Source organism: Mediterraneibacter butyricigenes, from assembly GCF_003574295.1.
GTDB classification, from domain to species: Bacteria; Bacillota; Clostridia; order Lachnospirales; family Lachnospiraceae; genus Mediterraneibacter_A; species Mediterraneibacter_A butyricigenes.
Window position 1 is genome coordinate 1918265 of sequence record NZ_BHGK01000001.1, and the last position, 15243, is coordinate 1933507.

The 15243-nt window shown below is 46.9% G+C and carries 13 protein-coding genes; 10 read left to right on the forward strand and 3 right to left on the reverse strand.

What is annotated here, in order from left to right:
• Positions 1 to 3: 3 nt before the first annotated feature.
• From KGMB01110_RS09445 to KGMB01110_RS09455, 3 genes are all read right to left on the reverse strand, one after another.
• Complete coding sequence (locus KGMB01110_RS09445; RefSeq protein WP_117603973.1) at positions 4 to 1059, reverse strand: D-alanine--D-alanine ligase family protein; 1056 nt, start codon at positions 1057 to 1059, stop codon at positions 4 to 6.
• A 4-nt stretch (positions 1060 to 1063) separates the two neighbouring features.
• On the reverse strand, positions 1064 to 2545 hold the full coding sequence (locus KGMB01110_RS09450) for a nicotinate phosphoribosyltransferase (protein WP_119298121.1): 1482 nt from the start codon (positions 2543 to 2545) through the stop codon (positions 1064 to 1066).
• Positions 2546 to 2679: 134 nt separating this feature from the next.
• Complete coding sequence (locus tag KGMB01110_RS09455) at positions 2680 to 3414, reverse strand: lysophospholipid acyltransferase family protein (RefSeq protein WP_119298122.1); 735 nt, start codon at positions 3412 to 3414, stop codon at positions 2680 to 2682.
• Between the two features lie 153 nt (positions 3415 to 3567).
• Here KGMB01110_RS09455 and KGMB01110_RS09460 point away from each other — a divergent pair, with 153 nt between their 5' ends.
• From KGMB01110_RS09460 to KGMB01110_RS09505, 10 genes are all read left to right on the forward strand, one after another.
• On the forward strand, positions 3568 to 3981 hold the full coding sequence (locus KGMB01110_RS09460; RefSeq protein WP_117603970.1) for a protease complex subunit PrcB family protein: 414 nt from the start codon (positions 3568 to 3570) through the stop codon (positions 3979 to 3981).
• A 197-nt stretch (positions 3982 to 4178) separates the two neighbouring features.
• Complete coding sequence (locus KGMB01110_RS09465) at positions 4179 to 5726, forward strand: DUF3794 and LysM peptidoglycan-binding domain-containing protein (protein WP_117888626.1); 1548 nt, start codon at positions 4179 to 4181, stop codon at positions 5724 to 5726.
• A gap of 150 nt (positions 5727 to 5876) precedes the next feature.
• Positions 5877 to 6755, forward strand: coding sequence for a 4-(cytidine 5'-diphospho)-2-C-methyl-D-erythritol kinase (gene ispE / locus KGMB01110_RS09470; RefSeq protein WP_117888625.1), 879 nt, complete (start codon positions 5877 to 5879; stop codon positions 6753 to 6755).
• Between the two features lies 1 nt (position 6756).
• Positions 6757 to 7431, forward strand: a complete 675-nt coding sequence (locus KGMB01110_RS09475; protein ID WP_117603967.1) for a GntR family transcriptional regulator — start codon at positions 6757 to 6759, stop codon at positions 7429 to 7431.
• Between the two features lie 73 nt (positions 7432 to 7504).
• Positions 7505 to 8155: a stage II sporulation protein R gene (gene spoIIR / locus KGMB01110_RS09480; RefSeq protein ID WP_119298124.1), complete on the forward strand. Its 651-nt coding sequence runs from the start codon at positions 7505 to 7507 to the stop codon at positions 8153 to 8155.
• Between the two features lie 32 nt (positions 8156 to 8187).
• Positions 8188 to 9402, forward strand: a complete 1215-nt coding sequence (locus tag KGMB01110_RS09485; RefSeq protein WP_117604045.1) for a cation diffusion facilitator family transporter — start codon at positions 8188 to 8190, stop codon at positions 9400 to 9402.
• A 172-nt stretch (positions 9403 to 9574) separates the two neighbouring features.
• Positions 9575 to 10303: an acyl-[acyl-carrier-protein] thioesterase gene (locus KGMB01110_RS09490; protein WP_117888623.1), complete on the forward strand. Its 729-nt coding sequence runs from the start codon at positions 9575 to 9577 to the stop codon at positions 10301 to 10303.
• Positions 10304 to 10401: 98 nt separating this feature from the next.
• Complete coding sequence (locus KGMB01110_RS09495) at positions 10402 to 11223, forward strand: CvfB family protein (protein WP_117603964.1); 822 nt, start codon at positions 10402 to 10404, stop codon at positions 11221 to 11223.
• 111 nt (positions 11224 to 11334) lie between these two features.
• Entirely contained in the window at positions 11335 to 11568 is a 234-nt protein-coding gene (locus KGMB01110_RS09500) for a polya polymerase (RefSeq protein ID WP_117604044.1), read from the forward strand.
• Between the two features lie 96 nt (positions 11569 to 11664).
• On the forward strand, positions 11665 to 15156 hold the full coding sequence (locus KGMB01110_RS09505; RefSeq protein ID WP_119298125.1) for a DNA polymerase III subunit alpha: 3492 nt from the start codon (positions 11665 to 11667) through the stop codon (positions 15154 to 15156).
• Positions 15157 to 15243: the final 87 nt, after the last annotated feature.

The window sequence follows — 15243 nt, forward strand, 5'->3', positions numbered from 1 at the left end:
CTTCTACTGATATCGTGCTTCCAGAGATTTTTGAATGATCAGTTCACAGAGATCTCCATACTCAATACCGACCGCTTTCGCTTCTTTTGGAAGAAGGCTGGCTGCGGTCATACCCGGCAGGGTGTTGACTTCCAGACAGTACAGGTTGTCGTTTTCATCCAGCAGGAAGTCGGCACGGCTGTAGACATTCAGTTTCAGTGCATGGAACGCGCGAACGGTCAGTTCCTGCATTTTCTGAGAGATTTCTTCACTGATATTGGCAGGACAGATTTCCTCGGAACCGCCGTCCTGATATTTGTTGGCATAATCAAAGAATCCGGTCTTCGGAATGATCTCGATCGGTGGAAGTGCTTTTCCGTCGATGATGCCGCAGGCAAATTCCCGTCCTTTGATATAAGGCTCAATGATCAGTTCATCTTCATACTGGAAGGATTTTTCCAGGGCTTCGCGGTATTCTTCTTCGGTATTTACGATATAAACACCGATGCTGGAGCCGCCGGAGCATGGTTTCACAACTACCGGAAGAGACAGTCCCATCTCTGACAACGGTTTGTCGAGGTCTTTCTTATACAGCCATCCGCCGCCCGGTGTGGAAACGTTGCAGCGCTGGAAGATCACTTTTGTCACGCCTTTGTCCATGGCGAGTGCACAGCCCAGAGAATCCGGGCCGGTATAACGGATGCCCAACAGATCGAAAGTTGCCTGTAATTTTCCGTTCTCTCCTTCGCCACCGTGAAGACCTAAGAAGGTAATGTCAGCCAGACGGCACAGTTCGATGACATTTGGGCCAAGGAAGCAGTCAGACTGATCCGGTCTGGAAGCTTTGACGGCTGCAAGATCCGGCTCTGTGGTGCTGATGTTTTTGGCAATCTCCAGTCCATGATTCGGGAGAGTGAAGACGTCTTCCAGATTTTCCGGTGCATCCGGAAGTCCCATAAAGACATCCAGAAGAAATGCATCGTGTCCTTTTTCGATTAATGTTTTACAGATTCCGGCACTGGATGTTAAAGAAACATCACGTTCGGTACTTAAACCTCCGGCTAATACGATAATCTTCATGATTTTATTCCTCTCCTTTTGATTCTAATTCTTCTTCTTTCATACTCATATCTTTTAATAATTGGGATTTCACATCATAAAGCTTTCTGGAAAGATCCACATGGACTTTATGAGGATAGAAAAGACGTTTTGTCTCATCCCAGAGGGTCTCTTTCTGCTCTTTACAATAAGAAGCAATCTCCATAACGGAAGGCGATTCGTAGACACATTTTCCGTCGATAAATACCGGAACCAGAAGTTCGCGTAAGGTGTAAGTGCCACTCTTTAATTTGGTGTGCTTCCAGGTGTCGATCGGGTCAAAGAGTACAAGAGTCTCGTTTTCATCAAAGGTCTCATCGGCAAAACAGATCAGGTCTGCACGCATTTTGCCGGTCTCCTTGTCATAGACACGGTAAATGGTCTTGTTACCAGGATTGGTGATCTTTTCGGTGTTTTCAGAAATCTTGATCTTCGGCACGAAGGTTCCGTTTTCATCCTGGATCGCGGCCAGCTTGTAGACGCCGCCAAATGCCGGGCAGTTCTTGGAAGTAATCAGGTGCGTACCAACTCCCCAGGAATTGATGGCGGCTCCTTGCATCTTCAGGTCGTGGATCAGGTATTCGTCCAGATCGTTGGATGCGGCGATCTTGGCATCCGGGAAGCCTGCCTCGTCCAACATTTTCCGGGCTTTCTTGGACAGATAAGCCAGGTCACCGGAGTCCAGACGGATTCCGTAATTCTTCAGTTCGATTCCGGCTTCTTTCATCTCACGAAAAACGCGGATCGCGTTTGGAATACCGGAATGTAAGGAATCATAGGTATCAACCAGCAGGGTACATGCATTCGGATAAAGGTCGGCATAAGCCTTGAATGCCGTATATTCATCCGGGAAGCTCATGATCCAGCTATGTGCATGAGTTCCCAGTACCGGTACGTCAAAGAGCTCGCCTGCCAGTACGTTAGAAGTTCCTACACAACCGCCGATCATGGCAGCTCTGGCACCGTACAGACCGGCATCCGGTCCCTGGGCACGGCGAAGGCCGAATTCCATGATACCGTCTCCCTGAGCAGCGAAGACCACGCGGGAAGTCTTGGTGGCGATCAGACATTGATGGTTCAGGATATTTAAGATCGCTGTCTCTACCAGCTGTGCTTCCATGATCGGAGCGATCACCTTAAGCAGTGGCTCTTTCGGGAAGATCGGGGTTCCTTCCGGGATCGCGTAAATAGATCCGCTGAAATGGAAACCGCTTAAGTAATCCAGAAAATCATTGCTGAAGATTCCCAGCTTACGGAAATAATCAATGTCTTCATAGGTGAAGTTCAGGTTCTTGATGTAATCAATGACCTGCTCCAGTCCTGCCATGACGGAATATCCGGCATTGTCCGGATTCACGCGGAAAAACATGTCAAAAATGACAACTTCGGTGTTCTCTTTTTCAAAGTAACCCTGCATCATCGTCAATTCGTAGAAATCGGTGAGCAGAGTCAGATTTTTTGCACTCATAGTGTCCTCCTTATTCTATGTGCGTTTTATATGAGCAGATTCAAGTTAAGCGCATGTGAGATTTATTGCAGGTTTCCGGTCAGCATAAGCTGACAGATTTTGCTTTAGGATTCCTGCATATCTTCACGGAGCGTTTATAACAGTTCAGCATTTTTATGAATGGTTTCCTGAATAATGTTCTGGCAGTATGCCCCGATGTGTTTCTTGTTTTCGGGAGCCAGCTCATTTGGATAGATCGGAGTTCCGTATTCCAGAACAACATGCACCTTTTTAATCCGCGGCATATGGTTCTCAAAAATGTCGCTGGTGTTGTTCATAGAGATCGGAATGATCGGGCATCCGGTCTTGGTTGCGATCTTAAAAGCGCCTTCTTTAAAAGGAAGCATGGACAGCTCCTCGCCGGTATTTCTGGTTCCTTCCGGGAAAATGCAGATGGAAATGCCCTTCTTGATGTAATCAATGGCTTTTAAGATGGTCTTCAGGCCCTCTTTCGGGTTGTCGCGATCCAGGAAGAGGCAGTAGACAAACCGCATCCAGGTAGAAAGAAGAGGAATCTTTTCCATCTCTTTCTTTGCCACATAACCGGTCAGCCGTTTGCATCTGGAATAGGTCAGCAGAATATCAAAATAGCTGCGGTGGTTCCCAATGAACAGAACTGCCTCATCCGGAATATTTTCTTCACCGATCACGGTTACTTCCACGCCGGTAATGGCAAGGATCCGTTTGAATCCCCACTGAACGATGCGCAGAGAAGAAATGTCTCTGGCCTGTGGGCTGATCTTTCCGATGATCCATTCGACCAGGAAAATCGGGATGGAACAGATCAGATAAAGGATCAGGAATAATGCGACGAAAATAAATCGAATCATGTGAAAATTCCCCTTTTCTCAAAAAATCATACTGCCCTCAGTATAATCCTTTTGTGAGGGGGTGTCAACGGACATCCGAAGCGCGATATGGCATATTTTCGGCATTTTTTACATATTTATAGGAATGAAATACCGGGGAGGGCAAAAGGGGAAATGAAAAGGAAAAAAGCCGGAATGTGTCTGATCCTTTTTCTTATGGCTTTGACTCTGACCGGATGCATTTCCGTATCGGAGAAGAAAGAAAAAGGAAAAGAACTGGATTTTACGGTGGTGAAAGAAGCAGATCTGCCGGAAGAAGTAAAAAGCCAGATTGAAGCACATAAAAAAGAAGCGATGAAACTGACCTGGTCGGATCAGGGGTATCTCTATCTGATCCGCGGCTATGGAACTCAGAAAACCACCGGGTTCAGCGTGGTAGTCGATGCGCTGTATGAGACGGAGGACGAGATTGTATTTCGTACCACGTTGAAAGGCCCGGCAAATCAGGAGGAAGCAAAAGACTACGACACCAGTCCGTATGTGGTGGTAAAGTTGGAAACGACGGAGAAACCCTGCAGATTTGAGTGAGGCGAAGTGACCGGAAAAAGATGCGGAACCCTGCACAGTTCGCGCCTAGATGCGGTGCATGAGCATCGGAAAATGTGTTGAGAGATCTGCAGTAAAGCCGGAAGAACGAGAGAAATTCGAATGGGGAAAGCCGGGAAACGGAAAGGACGATAAAAGGAAAATATCGGGAAAGGGTAAGTAAAAGAAGGGAGTCAGAGATGGAATTAGAGACAAGACGGATTCGAGGTCTGGAAATGAAAAAGACGGTGGTGGATCAGTTCTATATAGATGAAGAGTTCAATGTGCCGGACAGTAAGGAGGATGTCCGGCGGATTTTGCTGGGAAAGGGAGAGGTGCGGATCGAGGATACTTCAAGGGCAGAAGCTTATGTGAAAGTGAGCGGAAAAATTTTCTACCGGATCGTTTATCTGCCGGATCATGCCGAACCGCTTCCGGCATTTCTGGAAGGAAGTCTTCCGTTCGAAGAGATGATTTATCTGGAAGAGGAAGGAGAAGAAGGTCAGGAATTGCAGCAGATTCGGGTCAGTCGTCTGGAATTTACACCGGGGCTGATTCATTCACGAAAACTCAGCCTGAGAGTTATGGTGGAATTGCAGGTATTCCGGGATCTGATGAAGGAAGAAGAGTTGACCGTGGGAGTGCCGGAAGATCAGAACCTGTGCTGTAAAAAGAAGGCGGGATCCGTTCTGGAACTGAAGGTGTCCCAGAAAGACCGGTATCGGATCAAAGAGGAAATGAAACTTCCGAAAACGAAGGAAAATATCGGGCAGATTCTATATGGGGATGTGGATTGCCGTAGTCTTTCTATCCGGATTCTGGAAGAGGAACTGCAACTGAAAGGGGAACTTTCGGTTTTCTGTCTGTATCTTTCGGAGGAAGGCAAGACGGACTGGAGCGAACAGCGAGTACCTTATGAAGGGAAAGTGGAAGTCAGCGGGGCAAAAGAAGGGATGATCGATCAGATTTCCAGCGAACTGCGGGATGTTTCGCTGGAAGTGCGGATGGATGAGGATGGAGAAATGCGTGTAGTCGGAGTGGAAGGCACGCTTTTTCTGCAAATCTGTCTGTATGAAGAAACCAAGATGGAACTGGTGGAAGATGTGTATGCACCGGGGATGTACTGCGAGACGAAAACTACAGATGGAATCTACGAACAACTCTTGATTCGGAATCAGCTGCAATACAAACTGGAAGAGGAGTTACTACTGCCGGAACTGGGCGAGGGAACATTGCAGATCTGTCATGGGGATGGCTCGATCCAGATGGAACAGACGAAGGTGATGGAGGAAGGAATTTATATAGAAGGAATTCTGTATTTGAATTTCCTGTATCTGAAAGCGGAGGATGAGATGCCGTTTGCTTCCTGGTCGGGAATGGTGCCGTTTTCCTATCTGTTGGAGTGCCCGAAACAGGAAGAAGAACTCTGTTACCATATTTCTCCGGGTGTAGAACAGATTTCTTTCGGACTTCTTGGTGGGCAGAATGTGGAAGTGAAAGCAGTCTTATCGTTTGACGCACTGATCAGGACGAGAACACAGCAAAAAGTATTGCGCGAAGTAGATCTTACCCCATTTACCAGGGAAGAAATGGAACGGCGCCCGGGAATCGTGGGCTATATCGTAAAGGAGGGAGATACCCTGTGGGATCTGGCGAAGCGTTATCAGACTACAGAGGAAAAGATCAAAGCGGTAAATGGAATGGAACGGGAAGAACTTGAAAAGGGAGAAAAACTGATCCTTTATTGAAAGCACCGGAAACGGAAAGAACTGTCCTTATTAAGAAAAAATAGGCGGAAAATAGCGAAATATAAGGCATGCGGGGTTGAATTTAAAAGTGGAGTAGGGTATACTTGAAACAGATAATACTGTATACAAAGTACAAGGGGAAAACAATTCATGAAAAATGAGATGAGACTCAAAGCATTGGCAAAGATTAATCTCGGTCTGGATGTACTGGGAAGAAGGGAAAATGGATATCATGACGTAAAGATGATCATGCAGTCCATTTATCTGTATGATCAGGTGACTCTGAAAAAGACAAAGGAGCCGGGGATCACTCTTTCCACCAACCTGCATTTTCTGCCGGTAAATGAGAATAATATTGCTTACAAGGCAGCGGCACTTCTGATGGAAGAATTTCATTTAGAAGGCGGGATGGAGATCCAGTTGCAGAAATATATTCCGGTGGCAGCAGGGATGGCCGGCGGAAGTACCAATGCGGCAGCCGTCTTATTTGGAATGAACCGGATGTACGATCTGGGACTGAGCCAGAAAGAACTGATGGATCGAGGCGTTACCCTGGGGGCAGATGTACCGTACTGTATTATGCGAGGAACCGTACTGGCAGAGGGAATCGGTGAGGAGCTGACCACACTTCCGGCAATGCCGAAGTGTACAATCCTGGTGGCAAAACCGCCGATCAGTGTTTCCACAAAGGAAGTTTATGAAGCAATTGACGCAAAACCGGATCTGAAGCATCCGGATATCGACGGAATCATCGATGGGCTGAAGAAGGGATCTTTGGAAGCCGTGGCAGCATCGATGGGAAATGTTCTGGAAGAAGTAACCGGAGAAAAATACCCGGTGATCGGACAGATTGAACAGGTGATGAAAGAAAACGGAGCATTGAACGCATTGATGAGCGGAAGCGGTCCTACCGTATTCGGCATCTATAAAGAACGTTCAAAGGCGAAAGAAGCAGCCAGAAAGCTCCGGAAACTTGGATACGCAAGACAGGTCTATGTGACGAATGTACATGGAGTGAGGAGATCATAGTATGGAACCAAAATTTGAAGTGAAAATGGATGAGTTTCTTCCATTAAGAGATGTAGTATTTAATACACTACGCCAGGCCATTCTCCGCGGAGAATTAAAACCCGGCGAACGCCTGATGGAGATCCAGCTTGCCAATAAGCTGGGGGTAAGCCGGACTCCGATCCGGGAAGCAATCCGCAAACTGGAGCTGGAAGGTCTGGTATTAATGATTCCGCGAAAGGGTGCGGAAGTGGCAGAAATTACAGAAAAAAATATGCTGGATGTGCTGGAGGTAAGAAGAGCACTGGAAGAACTGGCAGTAAAGCTGGCCTGCGAGCGGATCACGGAAGAAGAGATCCAGGAATTAAAGGATGCAGCCGATGCTTTTCAGAAGATTCTGAGTGAAAAGGATATTACGAAGATTGCGGAAGCGGACGAAGCATTCCACGATGTGATTTTCAAATCTACGGGAAATGACCGCCTGATTCAGCTTTTGAACAGTCTAAGAGAGCAAATGTACCGGTATCGGTTGGAATATCTGAAGCGGGAAGAGTACCATCCGCAGCTTCTGGAAGAACACCAGCAGATCATTGATCGGATTACCAGAAAGGATCAGAGCGAGGCGGCAGAGCTGATCGACCGCCATATCGGAAACCAGGTGGATGTGATGCTGGAAATGATCCGACATAAAAAATAAGAATACGGGAATGGTTTAGACGGGCATGATTTTGTGCATACTCCTACCAGAAGATGGAAAGGAGTTACATAGTATGAGAAAAAAGGAATTTATGATCGGGCCTGTTCTGATCCTGACCGCGATTCTGACCGGATATCTGCTGACCGGGTTGTTCAACGCACAGCTCGGTGAAGCAAAAAGAATACAGGAGCAGGAACTGCAGGAACATCTGGCAAAAGAAGTCCTGCGGTTTCATATATTGGCAAACAGCGACAGTGTCAAAGACCAGGAACTAAAAGTGCAGGTGAAGGAAGGGGTCCTGGACTGGATGGAACAGACGATTCCGGAAGGCCTTTCGGGAGAGGAGACTAGAGAATGGATGCGCTCCCATACACAGGAAATTACGGAACTCAGCGAGCTGATTCTGGAAGATGCAGGAGAAAAGACGACGGTACAGACGGCGGTGACGACCTGCTATTTTCCACAGAAAACTTACGGAGACCTGACATTTCCGGCGGGAAACTATGAGGCACTGCGCATTGAGATCGGGCAGGCGAAAGGACATAACTGGTGGTGTGTGCTTTATCCGAATCTGTGTTTTCTGGACGGTACCTGCAAAATCGTACCGAAACAGGGGAAAGAAAATCTGAAACAGGTGGTAACAGAAGAAGAATATGAGTGGATTACCACAGGAAAACCTGTGAAAGCGAAGAGTTATATTCTGGAACAGATAAGGATGCCATGATTGTTCGGTTTGAAAAGAACGGAGAAACACAAATGACAGAATTTTTGGTAACACATTTTATAAAGAATCATGAAGCGGTGGAAAAGGTGTCTGTCCGCACGGCCTATGGAGTGCTGGCCAGTGTGGTCGGCATCTTTTGCAATGTATTTTTGTTTGGGATGAAGCTGATCCTGGGACTGGTGCTGCACAGTGTGTCGGTCACGGCGGATGCGTTTAATAATCTGTCGGATGCAGGATCTTCTATCATCAGTTTTATCGGAGTCAAAATGGCTGAAAAACCGGCAGATGAGGAGCATCCTTTCGGACACGGACGAATGGAATATATCGCGGCTCTGATCGTGGCATTTCTGGTCATGGAAGTGGGCTTTACCTTTTTAAAGGACTCTTTTTCCAAGATCTGGCATCCGGAGACCCTGCATTTTCAGGCAATTTCGATTACAATCTTGCTGTTGTCCATTGGGGTGAAGCTGTGGCTGGGTGTATTTAACCGGAAACTGGGGGAGAAAATTCAGTCCAAGGTGATGATGGCGGTATTTGCCGATTCCATGGGAGACGTGATTACGACATCGGCAACGATTTTGTCGTTGATCGTCTATGGCCTGACTGGTGTAAATATTGATGCCTTCGTGGGTCTGGGCGTGGCACTGGTCGTAATGTGGGCAGGATTTTCGATTGCAAAAGACACGCTGGAACCGTTGATCGGCGAGGCAGTAGATCCGGAAATCTATGAGAAAATTAAAAAATATGTGGAAAAATATGAGGGAATCGTGGGAACCCATGATCTGATCGTACATAATTACGGACCGAACCGCAGTATGGCGAGTATCCATGCAGAAGTGCCGAATGATGTGAATATTGAGACTTCCCATGAAATCATTGACCGGATTGAACGGGAAGCCATGGAAGAACTGGGGATTTTTCTGGTGATCCATATGGATCCCATCGAGACGAAAGACCAGCAGGTACTGATGATTCGGGGACAGGTGGAAGAATTGCTGAAAAAGCTGGATCCGGATTCCAGTATCCATGATCTGCGGGTAGTCAACGGAGAAGAACAGATCAATATTATTTTTGATATGGTGGTGCCGTTCCGGTACAGCGATGAGGTGAAAGAACGCCTGCAATACGAACTGATCGATGGCCTGCAGAAGATTGATCCGCGGTATCAGTGCGTGATCACGGTGGAACACAGCTATGTGAGTGCACAGGAAGCGGAAACACCGAAGATGGGTGAGAATGAGAAATAAAGAATAAGAACTGTGCGGATAAAGATTGACTACATGAGCTGTGCACAGTGAAAAGATAGAAAATGCGTGACGTATGCGAGTCAAGAAGATAAAATAATGCATGGGTTGCACGCAGCGAATAAAACAGATTAGTAAGCGTGTATTGTACATAAAAGAGAAACGAGGAAAACAGATGTATACATTTAACGGAAGAATCCGATACAGTGAAATAGATCACAGAGATCAGCTGACCTTACCGGCACTGATCAATTATTTTCAGGATTGCAGTACCTTTCATTCCGAGGATGTGGGAATGGGACATAAGGAACTGATGGCGAAGAATCGGGCGTGGATCCTGTCTTACTGGCAGGTGGAGATCACACGATACCCAAAACTCTGTGAGCGGGTGCAGGTTGGAACTTTTGCAACAGATTTTCAGAAATTTTTAGGCTATCGAAACTTTCTGATGAAGACAGAGGAAGGCGAAGAGCTGGCAAAGGCTTATGCGGTCTGGGTCTACATGGACATGATGAAAGGCCGTCCGGTGCGACTGCCGAAAGAGGAGGCAGATGCTTACGGAATCGAACCGGCATTGGATATGAAGATCGAGAGCCGGAAAGTAGCAGTTCCGGAAAGGTTAGAAGAGCGGGAGTCATTCCCGGTGCGGAAGCATCACATTGATACCAATGAACATGTCAATAACTGTCAGTATGTGCAGATGGCGATGGATTATTTGCCAAGAGACCTGGAAATCAGAAGACTTCGGGTGGAATATAAAAAATCCGCAGTCCTGGGAGATATCATTTATCCGAAAGTGGCAGCAGAAGACGGAGTCTGGACCGTCGTACTGGAAAATGAAGAGAATCAGGTCTATGCGGTGATCGAAGTCAGAGGATCACTTCCGCAAGAAGAAGCGTTATAGAAAATGTCAGCAGACAAAAAATGAAGAAAGAAAATCCGGAAATATAAAAAGAGAAAAGAAGAAACAAGGAAACGGAAGAACGGAGGAAATAAAGAAAGATGAAATTAGGAGAAAAACAGGTACTGACTGTAGTAAAAAAAGTGGAGTTCGGAGTGTATCTCGGCAGTGACAAAGAGAAGGTGTTGCTTCCGGCCAAACAGGTTCCGGCAGGAGTAGAGCCGGGGGATCCGGTAGAAGTCTTTCTTTATCGGGATTCCAGTGACCGTCTGATTGCGACGACGAACGAGCCGAAGATCACTCTGGGGGAACTGAAAGTGCTGACCGTAGTGGATACCGGAAAAATCGGGGCGTTTCTGGACTGGGGGCTGGAAAAAGATCTGTTGCTTCCATTTAAAGAGCAGACCGCAGAAGTGAAAAAAGGAGATTCTTGTCTGGTGAGTCTTTATGAGGACAAGAGCGGACGGCTTTGCGCGACTATGAAAGTCTATCCGCTGCTCCGAACCGATTCTCCTTATAAGAAAGAAGATCAGGTGACCGGAATTGTTTACGATACCAGTCGGGAATTCGGGGTATTTGTGGCGGTGGATGACCAGTATTCTGCAAGAATTCCGAAGAAGGAAGTCTATGGAAATCTGACCGTAGGAACCAGAGTGCAGGCCAGAGTCACCGCTGTGAAGGCAGACGGAAAGCTGGATTTGAGTGTGAGAGACCGGATTCCGCAGCAGATGGAAAAGGATGCGGACAAGATCTTAAAAGAAATGGAAAAACGGGGCGGCAGCTTACCGTTTACCGATAAGGCGGATCCGGAGCGGATCAAGGCAGAGTTGGGAATGAGCAAAGCAGCATTTAAACGTGCGGTGGGACGATTGATGAAAGCCGGTAAGATTGTGATTACTGACGGAAAAATTGTGCGCAGGTAAACCGAAAAGTAAAAAAATGGCAAAATTGCAGATCGGAAAGAAAAAAAGATTGCAATTCAATCCAGATTGGATATAATGGAAGAGGAAAAAGAAGAGAAAGGAGAAAAGAAAATGAAAGTACAGAATATTACGGACGTAGAGGGATTGTTTAAGGTAATCGATGAGTGTAAAGGAAAAGTAGAATTAGTAACGGGCGAGGGAGATCGTTTGAATCTGAAATCCAAACTTTCCCAGTATGTTTCTTTAGCAAATATTTTTTCAAATGGTGAGATTCCGGAACTGGAACTGATCGCACATGAAAAAGAAGATGTAGACAAACTGATCGATTTCATCATGAGAGGATAAGGCAGTTCGTCAGACGATGCTTTGGAGAGCTTTTGCACGATCCGGTGATCCGGGTGAGTGCGGGGCTCTTCTTTTTGTATACAAGGGAGAAATTACATGGATTTTGCACATTTACATGTCCATACAGAATACAGTCTGTTGGACGGCTCCAATAAAATCAAAGAATATGTGGCCAGAGTCAAAGAACTGGGGATGAATGCGGCAGCGATCACGGATCACGGAGTGATGTACGGCGTGATCGATTTCTATCGGGAGGCAAGAAAGCAGGGGATCAATCCGATCCTTGGCTGCGAGGTCTATGTGGCTCCGAACTCCAGATTTGACCGGGAGACGACCGGCGGAGAGGATCGCTATTATCACCTGGTACTTCTGGCGGAGAATAATCAGGGTTATGCAAATCTGATGAAGATTGTTTCCAAGGGATTTGTGGAAGGATATTATTACAGACCCCGTGTGGATAAGGAAGTTCTGCGGGAATACCACGAGGGAATCATTGCATTAAGTGCCTGCCTGGCTGGGGAGATTCCGCGATACCTGGTGAAAGGACTCTATGATGAGGCACGAAAGACAGCCAGAGAATACGAAGAGATTTTCGGAAAAGGCAATTTCTTCCTGGAATTGCAGGATCATGGAATCGAGGAACAGGCACAGGTCAATCCGATGCTGATCCGCATGTCGGAAGAACTGGATATTCCGCTGGTTGCAACCAATGACGTACATTATACCTATGCAGAGGATGCCACCGCTCATGATATTTTACTGTGTATTCAGACAGGCAAAAAATTAAGCGATGAGAACCGGATGCGCTATGAGGGTGGTCAGTATTATGTGAAATCCCCGGAGGAAATGTCAGAACTGTTTCCTTATGCGCAAGAGGCACTGGGAAATACCCAGAAGATCGCGGATCGCTGCCATGTAGAGATTGAGTTTGGCGTGACGAAACTCCCGAAATATGATGTGCCGGATGGACTGACTTCCCTGCAATATCTGACGAAGATGTGTGAAGACGGTCTGGTGGAGCGGTATGGTGATGAAAACGGAGTCGTGGAAGATTCTCTGAAGGAACGACTGAAATATGAGCTGGATGTGATCACCAACATGGGTTACGTGGACTATTTCCTGATTGTGTGGGATTTCATCAAGTATGCCAGGGACAATGGAATCGCGGTGGGGCCGGGACGAGGTTCGGCTGCGGGAAGTATCGTGGCATACTGTCTGGGAATCACTAACATTGACCCGATTCGTTATCAATTGCTGTTTGAGCGTTTCCTGAATCCGGAGCGAGTCTCCATGCCCGATATCGACGTGGACTTCTGCTACGAAAGACGGCAGGAAGTGATCGACTATGTGGTAAGAAAATACGGAAAAGACCGGGTGGTTCAGATCGTGACCTTCGGTACACTGGCAGCCCGGGGTGTGATCCGGGATGTGGGGCGTGTCATGGACCTGCCTTACGCATTTGTGGATTCCATTGCGAAAATGATTCCACAGGAACCGAATATGACGATTGATAAAGCGTTAAAAGCCAGCAATGATCTGCGAAAGCTGTATGAAAATGACGAACAGGTGAAACAGCTGATCGATATGTCCAAACGACTGGAAGGCCTGCCGCGACATTCTTCTATGCATGCAGCGGGCGTGGTGATCGGTCAGAGGGCTCTGGATGATTTTGTACCGCTTTCCAGATCTTCGGATGGTTCTGTCACGACCCAGTTTACCATGACCACATTGGAAGAATTGGGCCTGTTGAAGATGGATTTCTTAGGACTTCGGACGCTGACTGTGATCCAGGATGCGCAGAAGTTGGTAAATGCAAGGGGAGACTGCAAGCTTCCACTGGATATGATGGACATTGATTATAATGATAAAGCAGTGCTGGATTCCATCGGAACGGGAAAGACGGACGGTGTGTTCCAGTTGGAGAGCGCAGGGATGAAGAGTTTCATGAAAGAACTGAAACCTCAGAGTCTGGAAGATATTATCGCTGGAATTTCCCTGTACCGTCCGGGCCCGATGGATTTCATTCCGCAGTACATCAAAGGAAAGGATCATCCGGAGCTGATCACTTACGACTGCCCGCAGCTTGAGCCCATCCTGTCGCCGACTTACGGTTGTATCGTTTATCAGGAACAGGTCATGCAGATCGTGCGGGATCTGGCGGGATATACGCTGGGACGAAGCGATCTCCTGCGCCGTGCCATGTCCAAGAAAAAAGGGGATGTGATGCAGGAAGAGCGCAAGAATTTCGTGTATGGAAATGAAGAAATGGGCGTGCCGGGCTGTGTGGCAAATGGAATTGATGAGAAGATTGCAAACAAGATTTATGACGAAATGATTGATTTCGCCAAATATGCCTTCAATAAGTCCCATGCGGCGGCTTATGCAGTGGTTTCCTATCAGACCGCTTATCTGAAATATTATTATCCGGTAGAATTTATGGCGGCGCTGATGACATCTGTGATTGAAAATCCGTCGAAAGTGGCAGAATATATTTACAGTTGTCGACAGATGGGCATTTCTATTCTGCCACCGGATATCAACGAGGGAGTGGGGAATTTCTCGGTGGACGGCGGGAATATCCGGTACGGACTGGCGGCTATTAAGGGCATCGGACGTCCGGTCATCGAGGCACTGGTAGAGGAACGGGAATCCTTTGGAACATTCCGGAATCTGCAGGATTTTGTGGAACGTATGGTCGTGAAAGACGCGGTGAACAAGCGTTGCATTGAGAATTTTATCAAGGCAGGAGCGTTGGACAGTCTTCCGGGAACCAGAAAGCAGTTCATGAGTATTTATCTCCAGATTGTAGAACATGTGACTCAGGAGAAAAAATATTCCATGAGTGGTCAGATGTCACTGTTTGACCTGGTATCGGAGGAAGATAAGAAAGAATATGAGATTCAATTGCCGGATGTGGGAGAATATTCTAAAGAAATGAAGCTGGCCTTTGAAAAAGAAGTGCTGGGAGTGTATATTTCAGGGCATCCGCTGGAAGAGTATGAACAGCGGTGGAAAAACGGAATCTCTGCGACTACGGCAGATTTCCAGTTTGATGAGGAACTGGGGCATACCAAAGTGAGGGATGGAGCCAAAGAACAGATCGGAGGCATGATCACCGACAAGACCATCAAACAGACGAGGAACAACCAGACCATGGCATTTTTGACGGTAGAAGACCTGCTTGGGACGGTGGAAGTGGTGGTATTCCCAAGGGATTATGAAAAGAACCGGGAAGAACTGGAGATCGATCATAAGGTTTTCATTCGGGGAAAAGTGTCCGAAGAAGATGAAAAAGCCAGCAAGCTGATCTGCGAGACGATCATTCCGTTTGACCATGTGAAGAAAGAATTGTGGCTGCAATTTCCGAGCAAAGAGGAATATCTGAACAATGCAGAGATCTTAAATGGATATCTGGCAGATTCTGACGGTTTGGATACGGTTGTGATCTATTGTCAGGCGGAACGGGCGATCAAACGACTTCCGCGGAACTGGAATGTCCGAATTGAACCGGGGATTTTGAGCAGACTTACAAATTTACTGGGAGAAAAGCGTGTAAAAGTGGTGGAAAAACCAGTTGAAAAGCTCTGATAAATAGAGTAGAATAAGTGAAGCGTTAAATTTACAACGATAAAACGACGCAGGCGAGAAGCAAAGGGAATTCATGGCAGCCTTTTG

What these genes read in the sequence shown, in the direction of transcription:
- KGMB01110_RS09445 (WP_117603973.1), bottom strand. Translation starts at nt 1,059, where the DNA reads ATGAAGATTATCGTATTAGCCGGAGGTTTAAGTACCGAACGTGATGTT.
- KGMB01110_RS09450 (WP_119298121.1), bottom strand. Translation starts at nt 2,545, where the DNA reads ATGAGTGCAAAAAATCTGACTCTGCTCACCGATTTCTACGAATTGACG.
- KGMB01110_RS09455 (WP_119298122.1), bottom strand. Translation starts at nt 3,414, where the DNA reads ATGATTCGATTTATTTTCGTCGCATTATTCCTGATCCTTTATCTGATC.
- KGMB01110_RS09460 (WP_117603970.1), top strand. Translation starts at nt 3,568, where the DNA reads ATGAAAAGGAAAAAAGCCGGAATGTGTCTGATCCTTTTTCTTATGGCT.
- KGMB01110_RS09465 (WP_117888626.1), top strand. Translation starts at nt 4,179, where the DNA reads ATGGAATTAGAGACAAGACGGATTCGAGGTCTGGAAATGAAAAAGACG.
- ispE (WP_117888625.1), top strand. Translation starts at nt 5,877, where the DNA reads ATGAAAAATGAGATGAGACTCAAAGCATTGGCAAAGATTAATCTCGGT.
- KGMB01110_RS09475 (WP_117603967.1), top strand. Translation starts at nt 6,757, where the DNA reads ATGGAACCAAAATTTGAAGTGAAAATGGATGAGTTTCTTCCATTAAGA.
- spoIIR (WP_119298124.1), top strand. Translation starts at nt 7,505, where the DNA reads ATGAGAAAAAAGGAATTTATGATCGGGCCTGTTCTGATCCTGACCGCG.
- KGMB01110_RS09485 (WP_117604045.1), top strand. Translation starts at nt 8,188, where the DNA reads ATGACAGAATTTTTGGTAACACATTTTATAAAGAATCATGAAGCGGTG.
- KGMB01110_RS09490 (WP_117888623.1), top strand. Translation starts at nt 9,575, where the DNA reads ATGTATACATTTAACGGAAGAATCCGATACAGTGAAATAGATCACAGA.
- KGMB01110_RS09495 (WP_117603964.1), top strand. Translation starts at nt 10,402, where the DNA reads ATGAAATTAGGAGAAAAACAGGTACTGACTGTAGTAAAAAAAGTGGAG.
- KGMB01110_RS09500 (WP_117604044.1), top strand. Translation starts at nt 11,335, where the DNA reads ATGAAAGTACAGAATATTACGGACGTAGAGGGATTGTTTAAGGTAATC.
- KGMB01110_RS09505 (WP_119298125.1), top strand. Translation starts at nt 11,665, where the DNA reads ATGGATTTTGCACATTTACATGTCCATACAGAATACAGTCTGTTGGAC.